Here is an 11,983-nt window from a genome sequence, read left to right as displayed (position 1 = left end):
GCCCCGCCGCTCGACGCATCCCGACGCCCCGCTTCCATCCAAAGGAGAAACGCAATGACTGCACGCGCAGTGACCGAGGCCACCTTCGAGCAGGAGGTCCTCAACAACGAGAAGGCCGTGCTGGTCGACTTCTGGGCCGAGTGGTGCGGCCCGTGTCGCGCGGTCAGCCCGATCCTCGACCAGATCGCGACCGAGCACGCCGACAAGCTCGACATCGTGAAGCTGAACGTCGACGAGAACCCGCAGCTCGCGATGAAGTACCAGATCACCGCGATCCCCGCGTTCAAGGTCTTCGAGAAGGGCGAGGTCGTCAAGACCGTCATCGGCGCCAAGCCGAAGCCCGCCCTCGAGGCCGACCTCGCCGCCTACATCAAGTAGCCGGCCGCCTCGACGAACCCCGAGACCCGCCCGGCACACGCCGGGCGGGTCTTTCGCGTTCGTGGGGGTTCCCCGAGCCGGGCGGATGTCCCGCCGCGAGGCATCCGTCAGAGCACCCCGATCGCGGCGCATACGATGAAACCCTTGGAACAGAACGGAAGTGATGTGAGCACCGACGGCGTCCCGCAGCGGACCGGCAACAACCTCGACCCCTGGTACGCGAACTACGCCGAGCGAGCCGCCGGCTTCGCCGCATCCGAGGTTCGAGCCCTGTTCGCCGTCGCGTCGCGGCCCGAGGTGGTCTCGCTCGCCGGCGGCATGCCGTTCGTCTCCGCACTCCCGCAGGAGCTCATCCGTTCCGCGATGGAGCGCGTCATGGTCGAGCAGGGCCCGGTGGCCCTGCAGTACGGCGGCGGCGCGGGCATCCCCGAGCTGCGCGAGCACATCCTCGACGTGATGTCGCTGGAGGGCATCCGCGGCGCCTCGGTCGACGACGTCGTCACCTCGACCGGCTCGCAGCAGGCGCTCGACTTCGTGGCGAAGCTGTTCCTCGACCCGGGCGACGTCGTCCTCGCCGAGGCGCCGTCGTACGTGGGCGCGATGGGCGTGTTCCGCTCCTACCAGGCGTCGGTCGTGCACGTCGCGATGGACGACGACGGCCTGATCCCCGAGGCGCTGCGGCAGACGATCGCGCACCTGCGCGGGCAGGGCCGGCGGATCAAGTTCCTCTACACGATCCCGAACTTCCACAACCCAGCCGGCGTCACCCTCTCGGCCGCGCGCCGCCCCGAGATCCTCGAGATCTGCCGCGCGAACGAGATCCTCGTGCTCGAGGACAACCCGTACGGCCTCCTGCACTTCGACGAGCCGGCGCCGAACGCGCTGCGCTCGCTCGATCCCGAGGGCGTCATCTACCTCGGGTCCTTCTCGAAGACGCTCGCCCCGGGCTTCCGCGTCGGCTGGGCGCTCGCGCCGCACGCCATCCGCGAGAAGCTCATCCTCGCCGCCGAGTCCGCGATCCTGTCGCCGTCGTCCTTCAGCCAGCTGGTCGTATCGGAGTACCTGTCGACGGCCGATTGGCGCGGCCAGATCGACACGTTCCGCGGCGTCTACCGCGAGCGCAAGGACGCGATGATCGATGCGCTGGGGGAGTACCTGCCGAACCTGCGCTGGACGAACCCGAACGGCGGGTTCTACGTGTGGGTCACGATGCCCGACGTGCTCGACTCGAAGGCGATGCTGCCCCGCGCGGTGAAGGAGCTCGTGGCGTACACGCCCGGCACCGCGTTCTTCGCCGACGGCCGGGGTCGCCACGCGATGCGACTCTCGTTCTGCTATCCGACCCCGGAGGCCATCCGGGTGGGCGTGCGACGCCTCGCGAGCGTCGTGAACGGCGAGCTCGAGCTGCTCGACACGTTCGCCGGCACCGGCGAGCTGTACGAGCCGAGCCGCCCCGGCATCGAGCCGGCACCGCCGAGCGACATGAAGTGACGAATCGTTCCGAAGACTGGAGAAATCCCCGATCATGACTGATTCCGAGACTGTTTCCGAGGATCGCGCAGCCGCCTCGGCCGACGCCGCTCCGGCTGCGGCCGGCGCACTCGACGTCGTCGTCCTCGCCGGCGGCATCTCCCACGAGCGGGATGTCTCGCTCCGGTCGGGGCGTCGCGTCGCCGATGCCCTGATGGCCGGCGGACACCGCGTCGAGCTCCGCGACCCGGACGCCGGGCTGCTGCCGTTCCTCGCCGACACCAAGCCGGCGGTCGTCTTCCCGGCGCTGCACGGGTCGAGCGGCGAGGATGGCTCGCTGCTCGACCTGCTCGCCGCGCTCGGCGTACCGACGGTCGGGTCGACCGGCGCAGCCGCACGGCGAGCCTGGTCCAAGCCGATCGCCACGTCCCTGGTTCGGGACGTCGGCTTGTCGGTGCCCGAGTCGGTCGTGCTGTCGCAGGAGTCGTTCCGCGAGCTCGGGGCCGCGAGCGTGCTGCGGGTCATCCGCCGCGCGATCGAGGGCGACCTGGTGGTCAAGCCCGCCTCGGGCGGATCGGCGCAGGGTGTCACCATCGTCGACGCTCCCGACGAGCTGCCGCGCGCGATGGTGCATGCCTTCACGTACGACGACATCGCGGTGATCGAGCGTCGCGTCTTCGGTACCGAGATCGCGATCACCGTGCTCGACACGGGCGACGGACCCGTCGCGCTGCCGGCGGTGGAGATCGAGCCGACCGACGGCGTGTACAGCTTCCAGGCGCGCTACAACGCGGGGGAGACCACGTTCTACGCGCCGTCACGACTCTCGGCCGAGCACGCCGCCGCCGCAGCCGAGGCCGCGGTGCTCGCGCATCGGACACTCGGGCTCCGCGACCTCTCCCGCGTCGACTTCATCGTCGACGAGGCCGGAACGCCGTGGTTCCTCGAGGTGAACGTGCTGCCCGGCCTCACCGAGACCTCGCTGGCGCCGCTCGCCATCGAGGCGTCGGGCGCCGATGCGGCCCAGGTCTACGACGCGCTGATCCGGCAGGCGGCCGCGCGAGGCTGACGTCGCGTTTCACGTGAAACGGCCGGGGAGCGGATGCTCCCGGCCGTTTTCGATCTGTGCTGACGCGCGCTTTCGAGTCGTTTCGCGTCGTCAGGAGGCGATGTGCGGCGGCCTACAGACCCTCGAGTTCCTCGCCCAGGTCGGTGAGGATCCTCCGGAGGTCCTGAACCGTCGCGAAATCGATGTTGATCTGGCCCTTCCTGGCACCCAACGAGATCTTCACCCGGGTGTTGAGGCGGTCGCCGAGACGCCCTGCGAGGTCCTCGAGGAACTCCTGCCGCTTGCCTGGGGCGGGCTTCGCCTTGACGGGCTTCGGCGTGCCGGCGGCGATCGCCTCGGCCGCACGGACCGAGAGGTCCTCGTTGACGATCTTGTCAGCGAGGCGCTGCATCGACTCGACGTCGGGCATCATCAGGATCGCCCGCGCGTGGCCGGCGCTCAACACGCCCGCCGCCACCCGCAGCTGCACGGGCTCGGGGAGCTTCAGCAGGCGGATGGTGTTCGAGATCTGCGGGCGCGACCGGCCGATGCGCTCAGCCAGTGCTTCCTGGGTGATCCCGAAGTCGGCGAGCAGTTGCTGGTAGGCGGATGCCTCCTCCAGCGGGTTGAGCTGCGAGCGGTGCAGGTTCTCGAGGAGCGCGTCGCGCAGCATGTCCTCGTTGGCGGTGTCCTTGACGACCGCGGGGATCGTCTCGAGGCCCGCGGCCTTCGTGGCCCGCAGGCGGCGCTCACCCATGACGAGCTCGTACTTGCCCGCCTCGTCGGGGTGGGGACGGACGACGATCGGCTGGAGCACGCCGAACTCGCGGACGCTGTGGACGAGCTCTTCGAGGTCGTCGGCGTCGAAGTTCGTGCGCGGCTGCTGGGCGTTCGGCACGATGTCGTGCGGATTCAAGCGCGCGAGACGGGCTCCGGGCACTGCGACGAGCGTCTCAGGGCCCGCCGCCTGCTCGACCACGGCAACGGCTGCCTCCGGCCGGTCTCCGCCGGGGAAGAAGACATCGACCGGTCGGGTCGCCTTGCTCGCGGCATCCTCCGTGGTCGGGATCAGGGCACCGATGCCGCGACCCAATCCAGTGCGCTTCGCCGCCATCAGCGGACCTCCTTGACCTCGGGGGCGCCGCGGCGAGCGATCTCGGCGGCCGCCTCACGATACGACAGCGACCCGCTCGATGCGAAGTCGTAGGTGATGACGCTCTGCCCGTAGCTCGGAGCCTCGGAGACCCTGACGGAGCGGGGGATGATCGTGCCCAACGTCTGCGAGGGGAAGTGCTCGCGCACCTCCTGGGCGACCTGCTGCGCGAGGTTCGTGCGCGAGTCGTACATCGTGAGCAGGATCGTCGAGAGTCGGAGCGAGGGGTTCAGGTGCTTCTCGATGAGGTCGATGTTGCTGAGGAGCTGCGAGAGTCCTTCCAGCGCGTAGTACTCGCACTGGATCGGGATCAGCACCTCGCGCGCGGCGACGAACGCGTTGATCGTGAGCAGGCCGAGCGACGGCGGGCAGTCGATGAAGACGTAATGGTATGGCTCAGCCATCGAGTCGAGGTGCCGATCGAGTGCTCGCCGCAGCCGCTGCTCACGCGCGACCAGGGAGACCAGCTCGATCTCGGCGCCCGCGAGGTGGATCGTGGCGGGCACGCAGTCGAGCAACGGATGCTCGGTGGACGGCCGGATGACCTCCGAGAGCGGTAGGTCGGCGACGAGCACCTCGTACACGCTCTGCTGCTCGCTGCGGTGGTCGACGCCCAGCGCCGTGGAGGCGTTGCCCTGGGGGTCGAGGTCGATGACCAGCACCCGGGCACCTGAGCGCGCGAGCGCGGCGGCCAGGTTGACGGCCGTGGTCGTCTTGCCGACGCCGCCCTTCTGGTTCGAGATGGTGAGGATGCGGGTCGACGCCGGGAGGGGGAGTACCGCCTCCTCGAGCGCCACGCGCCGACGTGTCTCTTCGGCAAGCTGATCGGCCAGGGGGGTTCCTCCGTAGATCGGGGATGTTTCACGTGAAACATCGGGGGTGAGGGCGGCTGCCCGCGCATCCGCGGCTGGCGCCGTCGTTCGTGTCTCGATGGGCGCGGGGGATCGGGGGTTCACGGGAGCGGTCGGCGAGGTCGTCGCTGAGACGGCCGATGTGCTGGGTCCCGCGTCGGGCACGGCGGCGGGTCCGAGGGAGCGACGTTCGTCGTATCGGCCGTCGACGACCGCGTGAAGTTCGGCATCGGTCGCGACGGGGGAGCGTGAACGATCGGACGCCGGCTGCTCAGCCGGCGGCACCGAGGCGTCGGACTCGACAGCGTCCTCGCGTGGGGGCGGCGTGAGGGCTGCCGCGCCAGCGGCGGCATCGAAGACCGGGGCGGGAGCGTCGAACGCGGGGTGATCGACCGTGCCCGCAGACTCGGTCGATCGAGCGAACTCCCTGGGCGCGGGCGCGATGGACGCCGATGCCGCTTCAGGCTGCTCTGTCGCGGACGGCCTCGGCGCAGCCGAGGCGGCAACCGTCGGAGACGCGGCCGCAGCCGGCGCCGGATCCGGTTCCGGTTGCGGTTGCGGTTCTGCGGCAGCTCCGCTCGGGGCGGACTGGGACTGGTCCGTCATCGACGAGCCGGCTTGATCCAGGTGCTCATCCGCAGTTCCCTGCAGGGCGGCGGCTCCCGCCTCCTCACGCGAGGTCGCGCCGATTTCACGACCCCCGGACCCGGCGCCACGAAGCGTGGTCGCGTTCGACGGTGCGTCCTCGGTCGGTCGCGGCTGATGCAGCGCAGACACCGTATCGGCGGCCGCATCACCGACGATCTCCCGGATGATGTCCTCGAGCAGGCGGTCGGCCGTGGCGGTACCCTCGGGCGCCCATCCGGCATGCTCGGCAGGTGCCGCCGCGGGTCGATCGGATGCTTCGTCGTTGAGCGCGGCGGCCGTGGCCGCATCCCAGTCGATAGCCGGGGTCGGGCTGGTCGGCGCAGGACCGGTCGGTGCACCGGCGATGGGTGGCGAGGGCCGGGCCCAATCGTTCGGCGCGGGGCGCGATTCGGTCATCCCGGCCGGCGACGACGGAGGTGCGGGCGCCGTTGGCGACGAATCACTCGGCTGGGAGACCTCGGCGACGGCATGACCATCAACGCCGCCTGGGGTACCAGCCCACGGGGTCGCCTCGGCGCGCGGCCGGTCGAACGGCCCGTCCGACGACGGGGGTGACGTGCGTGTGCTCAGGTCGGTAGCGCCGGGAGGCGGACGGAGGTCCATGTCGGGGGAGAGGCTCTCTGGTCGCGGGGCGGGCACGTTCGATGCCAGACCACCTGCCTCGCTCGCGAGCTCGCTCGCGTCGCGGCGTTCGGCATCCACCTGCGCTGGCGAGGGTTCGACGGGCTTGGACTTCTTCCGTTGGAACCAGCCCCGACCCCCGCCCTGCGCCATTCCGTACTCTCCCGCCCGAGTCGTGAAACCTCTCGCCAGACACATCCGAGGACGAGACCTGACACCCAAGCCTAACCGCCGCCTCCGACCCTCACGTCGCGAAAACGGGGTTCTGACACCACCTGGACCGGGATGTTTCACGTGAAACGCAGCCGGCATCCGAACCACATGGCTGAGCCGAGCGGCGGATGTTTCACGTGAAACGGTCACGAACGAAAGCGGCCCCGCACTCATCAGTGCGGGGCCGCTGCGGCCTATGGCGAATCGATCAGCCGACCGTCGCGCGGAAGACCCGCGTGGTCTCAGCGACGACGCCTTCGCCGAGCACGATCACCTCGGGGTCATGCACCTTGTACTTCCGGAACACCTTCTCGGCAGAACCGATCTCACCGTCCACCCCGGCCCCCTTGAGGAGCACGAGCTCACCACCCGGACGGAGCAGGGGAGCGGTGATGGGGATGAGCGTGCGCAGCGCGCTGACGGCGCGAGCCGTCACCTGGTCGAGTTGCCCGACGAGCTTCGCCTCCTCGGCCCGAGCCCGCACGACCTCGACGTTCGCCAGGCCGAGGGCGTCGACCTGGTCGTTCAACCAGGCGACCCGACGCTCCATCGGTTCGATGAGCACGAACGACACGTCCGGTCGCATGATGGCGAGCACCAGGCCCGGCAGACCTGCACCCGACCCGACATCGCCGACGCGACCCGGGCGGAGCAGCGGAGCCACGAGCGCCGAGTTGAGGATGTGCCTCGTCCAGAGCCGAGGGAGTTCGAGGGGGCCGATCAGCCCGAGTTCTTCCCCGCGATCGGCGAGGGCGTCGGCGAAGGCACGGCCCCGCTCGAGGTGCTCCCCGAACAGGGTCGCGGCGGCTGCGGGCTCGGGTTCGAGGTTGAGTCGGTCGGTCATCGCTTCACGTGGAACGTCGGGTTGCCGGGTATCGGTCGCGTCGGGTCGGGGAGCGGCGGCGCTCAGCCGACGCGGGTGATCACGGTGTGACGCTCAGCGCCCTCACCCCGCGACTCGGAGTGGAAGCCGCGCTCGGCGACGAGGTCGTGCACGAGCTTGCGCTCGTACGACGACATCGGGGGGAGCGCCGCCTCCGTGGCGCCGGCCTCGATCCGCTCGACCGATCGCGACACCAGTCGCGCCAGCTCGTCGCGACGCGCATCGCGCGATCCGCCGATGTCGAGGATCAGGCGCGAGAACGCGCCCGTCTTCGTCTGGACGGCCAGGCGCGTGAGCTCCTGGAGCGCCGACACCGTCTCCGGCTTCGAGAGCACCGACAGGTTGGCGGCGTCGCCGGCGTTCACCGAGAGGTATGCGCGCCCGTTGCGCGCATCGATGTCGATGTCACCGTCGAGGTCGCAGATGTCGAGGAGTTCCTCGATGTAGTCCGCCGCGATGTCGCCCTCTTCCTCGAGTTGGGTGAGGGAGCGGTCGGCGGTGTCCTGCTGCACGTCGGTCATGGACTACTTCCCGTTCTGCTTCTTCGCGCGCGCCTTGCCGATCGGCTGCTGGCGCTGGGTGGTGGTGGGCTTCGCCTGCTCGACCTGCGGGTGCGACGGGTCCTCGACGACCAGCTTGCCCTTCTTCGCGAGCCGCGCCTCGCGGGCCTTGGCGGCCTCGCTGCCCGGGGTCGGCATGTTGCGGATGACGAGGAACTGCTGGCCCATGGTCCAGAAGTTCGAGACGAGCCAGTAGAACATCACGCCGAGCGGGAAGGCCACGCCCGAGAAGGCGAACACCAGCGGGAGCAGGTAGAGGAGCACACGCTGCTGGCGGAACATCGGGCTCGCCTTGGTCTCCGGCGACATGTTCTTCGAGACGATCTGCAGCTGGGTGATGAACTGCGACGCGGTCATCAGGATGATCATCGTGATCGCGATGATCATCACGTTGATGCTGAACGGCTGGCCGGCCGTCATGAGGTTCCACTCGCCGATGAACGTGGCCTTCAGCGGGGCGCCGAGGAACTCGGCGTTGGCGAACGAGTTCGCGAGGTCCTGCGTGAAGACGCCGACGCCGGCCTTGTCGTGCTGCGCGTCGTTGAGCACCGAGAACAGGCCGAAGAAGATCGGCATCTGGAGCAGCAGCGGGAGGCACGACGACAGCGGGTTGGTGCCCGTGCGCTTGTAGAGCTCCATCGTCTCGCGCGACATCGCCTCGCGCGAGAACTGGTCCTTCTTGCCCTTGTACTTGTCCTGGATCTTCTTGAGCTGCGGCGCCACCTCGAGCATGCGGCGCTGGCTCTTGATCTGGCGGACGAAGATCGGGATGAGCGCGGCCCGCACGACGATGACGAGGCCGACGATCGAGAGCACCCAGGTGATGCCGCCGTCGGGATCCATGCCGATCGCCGTCCACAGCGAGTGGAAGGCGACGAGGATCAGCTCGATGACCCACTTGATGGGCCAGAGGATGATGCTGATGAGGTCCATGTGAAGCGGTCAGGCCTTTCGGGACGGTTCGGGGAGAGCTCGGATGCCTCGTGCGAGTGCACGTGCGGGGAGGTCGGAGTGGCGTCCGCCGGTCCGGCCCACGCGGCCGGGACGACCCAGCCGAACGGCGTGATCCGGTGGCGATCGTGACGTGCCACTCGGACGTCGTCGATGCCGCCGGGGCTCCACGGGTTGCAGCGGAGGATCCGCCAGAGCGTGAGCGCCGACCCGACGACCAAGCCGCGCTGCTGCACGGAACCGAGGCCGTAGGCCGAGCATGACGGGTAGTACCGGCAGACGTCCCCGTAGAGCGGGGAGATGACGGCACGGTAGGCGCGGATCAGCAGGACGCCGGCGTTGCGCGGCAGCAGCAGGAGGAACTCGACGAGGTCACGCATGGTGGCCGCCGGGTGCTGCGTCGGATACGCGCGAGCCGCGGGTGACCCGACGGTCACTCGCGGCTCGGACGACTTCGGCGCGGAGCGCAGCCCACTCGGCCTCGGACGCCGAGGGCAGTGCCCGGACGACGAGGTCGACGCCGGTGATGCCCTCGCGGACGAGGTCGGAGCAGGCGGCCTTGAGCCGGCGGCGAACGAGGTTGCGCCGGACGGCCGTGCCGACCTTCTTGGAGACGATGAAGCCGAAGCGCGCGTCGGCACCCACCTCACGTGAGCGGAGATAGCTCACCGTGTGGGCACCGGCGACCTTCACCCCACGACGAACGACGGAACGATAGTCGTCGGCGGTCGTGAGGCGGTTGGCTTTGGCAAGCACCGACTGGTTACGCGGAGAGCTCGGTGCGCCCCTTGCGGCGACGAGCCGCCAGGATCGCGCGACCCGCACGCGTGCGCATGCGCAGGCGGAAGCCGTGCTTCTTGGCACGACGACGGTTGTTGGGCTGGAAGGTACGCTTGCTCATTCTCTACTCCGGCGGTGTCGGATCTCCGCGACCAGGGCGTCACAGGTGCCCCGGCGGGAAAAACTCAGGCCCTGACGGGCGGCGGTCAACTGATTAAAACTACGGCCTGAAGGGCGCGCGGTCAAACCGACCGCACCTGCGGTTCGCGCACTCCGAACCCGACAGTATCCCGCTCACCTGTATCGCCGCTGTGGATCGACACGCCGCGCGTCGCAGATCACCGCCGCGGCATTTGTCGTGACCGATGCGATTCGCTAGCGTGTGACACCAAGTTATCCCCAGCCTCGATCGCGGAATCACGGGCCTCGCGCCCGTTTCCCCCGATTTCGCCCACAGGGGGTGGATAACACTGTGAACAGATTCACCTCTCCCCGTGCGCGTCGTTCGGGGGACGACGAGCGGTGACACCGGTGCCGAACGAATGCGGGGAACCATGACGGAACAGCCCATCAGCGAGACCTGGGCGACGGTCCTCGTACGTCTGACCGAGGACGACACCATCACCCCGATGCTGCAGGGCTTCCTCAACCTCGTCGAGCCGAAGGGCATCGCGGCGGGCACGTTCTACCTCGAGGTGCCGAACGACTTCACCGCGAGCATGCTGAACCAGCGCATGCGGGTCCCGCTCCTCCAGGCGATGGGCGCGATCGAGGCGCAGTCGCCGGTGACCTCCTTCTACGTCGTGGTGAACCCCGAGCTCGAGGAGCCCCGGGCGCCCGAGCCGGGCGCCGGCATCCGACCCACCGACGCGGCCGGCCCGATCGGCGGGCTCGGCGTCCGCGGCGTCGAGGATCCGACCGATTCGCTCGAGTACGCCGGCGCCCCGCAGGCGGTGTTCGAGGCATCCGGCGGCGACCGGCCGCGCGACTCCCGCCTGAACCCGAAGTACGCCTTCGAGAGCTTCGTCATCGGGCAGTCCAACCGCTTCGCGCACGCGGCGGCCGTCGCGGTCGCCGAGGCGCCGGCGAAGGCCTACAACCCGCTCTTCATCTACGGCGACTCGGGCCTCGGCAAGACGCACCTCCTGCACGCCATCGGCCACTACGCGATGAGCCTCTATCCGGGCATCCGCGTCAGGTACGTGAGCTCCGAGGAGTTCACCAACGACTTCATCAACTCGATCGCGAACAACCGCGGCTCGCTCTTCCAGCAGCGGTACCGCAACATCGACATCCTGCTGATCGACGACATCCAGTTCCTGCAGGGCAAGGCGGAGACGCAGGAGGCGTTCTTCCACACCTTCAACACCCTGCACGACCACAACAAGCAGGTCGTGATCACGAGCGACGTGCCGCCGAAGCACCTGACCGGCTTCGAGGACCGCATGCGCAGCCGCTTCGAGTGGGGCCTGATCACCGACGTGCAGGCACCCGACCTCGAGACCCGCATCGCGATCCTCCGCAAGAAGGCGCAGTCGGAGCAGCTCCAGGTGCCCGACGACATCCTCGAGTACATGGCCTCGAAGGTCTCGAGCAACATCCGCGAGCTCGAGGGCACGCTCATCCGCGTGACCGCGTTCGCGAGCCTCAACCGCACGCCGGTCGACATGCCGCTCGTGCAGACGGTCCTGAAGGACCTCATCACGGATGACACGGACAACGTCGTGGCGCCGGTCGACATCATCACCGCCACGGCGGACTACTTCAAGCTCACCGTCGACGACCTCTACGGCTCGAGCCGCTCGCAGGCCGTCGCGACGGCCCGGCAGATCGCGATGTACCTCTGCCGCGAGCTGACCAGCCTGTCGCTGCCGAAGATCGGCCAGCTCTTCGGCAACCGCGACCACACGACCGTGATGTACGCGAACAAGAAGATCTCGGAGCTCATGAAGGAGCGCCGTTCGATCTACAACCAGGTCACCGAGCTGACCGCGCGCATCAAGCAGACCTCTCGCTACCGCTGATCCGCCGGCGGCCGACCTCGCCGAGGCGTACTTCCGGGACCGCGATCGGATGCTTCGCCGTGCCCGGATCCGGTTCGAACGACCGCTCAGCGGCCGCCTGCGGCCCGTTCCCCACAGATGTGGAAAGTCTGTGGATTGTTAACGAGCAACCGCCCCACGGCTGTTGAGACGGCTCGCGGGCATGTGGAGAACGCCATCGCGCCGAAGGCCGCCGCTCACGAGCGCTCGCCCCATTTCCACACGCCGTGCACAGCTCAAACGGGCCGGGATGCCAGTCATCACGCGGATCGCCGTACACCATCCACAGTTTCCACAACGGTTAACACCGTTAAGAGAAAGAGTTGATTCAAGAGGGCGCTCGACAACCTCGTGGAGCGCGCCCGCCGAGGGCGCCGCCGAACCC

At 68.9% G+C, this 11,983-nt stretch carries 11 protein-coding genes and 1 pseudogene; 4 read left to right on the top strand and 8 right to left on the bottom strand.

Annotated features, from left to right (window positions below; translation table 11 throughout):
- Positions 1-54: 54 nt before the first annotated feature.
- The 3 genes from trxA (at position 55) to ACGGZK_RS03815 (ending at position 2,917) form a co-directional block, all read left to right on the top strand.
- Positions 55-378, top strand: a complete 324-nt coding sequence (gene trxA / locus ACGGZK_RS03825; RefSeq protein ID WP_121476272.1) for a thioredoxin — start codon at positions 55-57, stop codon at positions 376-378.
- A gap of 135 nt (positions 379-513) precedes the next feature.
- Entirely contained in the window at positions 514-1,869 is a 1,356-nt protein-coding gene (locus ACGGZK_RS03820; protein WP_395244940.1) for a PLP-dependent aminotransferase family protein, read from the top strand.
- A 34-nt stretch (positions 1,870-1,903) separates the two neighbouring features.
- Positions 1,904-2,917 (top strand): ATP-grasp domain-containing protein, encoded by a 1,014-nt coding sequence (locus tag ACGGZK_RS03815; RefSeq protein ID WP_395244939.1) that lies wholly within the window; start codon positions 1,904-1,906, stop codon positions 2,915-2,917.
- A 112-nt stretch (positions 2,918-3,029) separates the two neighbouring features.
- Here ACGGZK_RS03815 and ACGGZK_RS03810 read toward each other — a convergent pair whose 3' ends face one another.
- The 8 genes and pseudogenes from ACGGZK_RS03810 to rpmH all read right to left on the bottom strand — a co-directional run bounded on the left by ACGGZK_RS03810 (position 3,030) and on the right by rpmH (position 9,677).
- Positions 3,030-4,010, bottom strand: coding sequence for a ParB/RepB/Spo0J family partition protein (locus tag ACGGZK_RS03810; RefSeq protein ID WP_395244938.1), 981 nt, complete (start codon positions 4,008-4,010; stop codon positions 3,030-3,032).
- The gene (locus ACGGZK_RS03805) at positions 4,010-4,900 is read right to left on the bottom strand and encodes a ParA family protein (protein WP_395246033.1); all 891 of its coding nucleotides are present in this window, start codon (positions 4,898-4,900) and stop codon (positions 4,010-4,012) included. Before ACGGZK_RS03805 ends, ACGGZK_RS03810 begins: the two co-directional genes overlap by 1 nt.
- Before the next feature lie 1,690 nt (positions 4,901-6,590).
- Complete coding sequence (gene rsmG, locus ACGGZK_RS03800) at positions 6,591-7,226, bottom strand: 16S rRNA (guanine(527)-N(7))-methyltransferase RsmG (RefSeq protein WP_395244937.1); 636 nt, start codon at positions 7,224-7,226, stop codon at positions 6,591-6,593.
- 62 nt (positions 7,227-7,288) lie between these two features.
- Entirely contained in the window at positions 7,289-7,786 is a 498-nt protein-coding gene (locus ACGGZK_RS03795) for a protein jag (RefSeq protein WP_395244936.1), read from the bottom strand.
- A 3-nt stretch (positions 7,787-7,789) separates the two neighbouring features.
- Positions 7,790-8,758: a membrane protein insertase YidC gene (gene yidC / locus ACGGZK_RS03790; protein ID WP_395244935.1), complete on the bottom strand. Its 969-nt coding sequence runs from the start codon at positions 8,756-8,758 to the stop codon at positions 7,790-7,792.
- A gap of 107 nt (positions 8,759-8,865) precedes the next feature.
- Positions 8,866-9,156: pseudogene (yidD, locus tag ACGGZK_RS03785) on the bottom strand (membrane protein insertion efficiency factor YidD); the annotation flags it as partial.
- On the bottom strand, positions 9,149-9,532 hold the full coding sequence (gene rnpA / locus ACGGZK_RS03780) for a ribonuclease P protein component (protein WP_395246032.1): 384 nt from the start codon (positions 9,530-9,532) through the stop codon (positions 9,149-9,151). The gene rnpA and the pseudogene yidD, both read right to left, overlap by 8 nt.
- 7 nt (positions 9,533-9,539) lie before the next feature.
- Positions 9,540-9,677: a 50S ribosomal protein L34 gene (gene rpmH / locus ACGGZK_RS03775; RefSeq protein WP_021010601.1), complete on the bottom strand. Its 138-nt coding sequence runs from the start codon at positions 9,675-9,677 to the stop codon at positions 9,540-9,542.
- Positions 9,678-10,110: 433 nt separating this feature from the next.
- On the opposite strand from rpmH, the gene dnaA reads away from it, so the two are divergent.
- A complete protein-coding gene (gene dnaA / locus ACGGZK_RS03770) occupies positions 10,111-11,580 on the top strand; it encodes a chromosomal replication initiator protein DnaA (protein WP_395244934.1) in 1,470 nt (489 codons plus the stop codon).
- The last annotated feature ends 403 nt before the right edge of the window (positions 11,581-11,983 follow it).

It is taken from the genome of Agromyces sp. MMS24-K17 (assembly GCF_043950245.1).
GTDB lineage: Bacteria > Actinomycetota > Actinomycetes > Actinomycetales > Microbacteriaceae > Agromyces.
The sequence above is the reverse complement of the archived record's forward strand: the minus strand, read 5'-3'. Positions and strand labels throughout refer to the sequence as shown.

Bases quoted from the DNA above. Each gene is read 5' to 3' on its own strand.
- rpmH (WP_021010601.1), bottom strand. From the start codon at position 9,677: ATGAGCAAGCGTACCTTCCAGCCCAACAACCGTCGTCGTGCCAAGAAG.
- dnaA (WP_395244934.1), top strand. From the start codon at position 10,111: ATGACGGAACAGCCCATCAGCGAGACCTGGGCGACGGTCCTCGTACGT.
- trxA (WP_121476272.1), top strand. From the start codon at position 55: ATGACTGCACGCGCAGTGACCGAGGCCACCTTCGAGCAGGAGGTCCTC.
- rsmG (WP_395244937.1), bottom strand. From the start codon at position 7,226: ATGACCGACCGACTCAACCTCGAACCCGAGCCCGCAGCCGCCGCGACC.
- ACGGZK_RS03820 (WP_395244940.1), top strand. From the start codon at position 514: ATGAAACCCTTGGAACAGAACGGAAGTGATGTGAGCACCGACGGCGTC.
- ACGGZK_RS03795 (WP_395244936.1), bottom strand. From the start codon at position 7,786: ATGACCGACGTGCAGCAGGACACCGCCGACCGCTCCCTCACCCAACTC.
- ACGGZK_RS03815 (WP_395244939.1), top strand. From the start codon at position 1,904: ATGACTGATTCCGAGACTGTTTCCGAGGATCGCGCAGCCGCCTCGGCC.
- ACGGZK_RS03810 (WP_395244938.1), bottom strand. From the start codon at position 4,010: ATGGCGGCGAAGCGCACTGGATTGGGTCGCGGCATCGGTGCCCTGATC.
- yidC (WP_395244935.1), bottom strand. From the start codon at position 8,758: ATGGACCTCATCAGCATCATCCTCTGGCCCATCAAGTGGGTCATCGAG.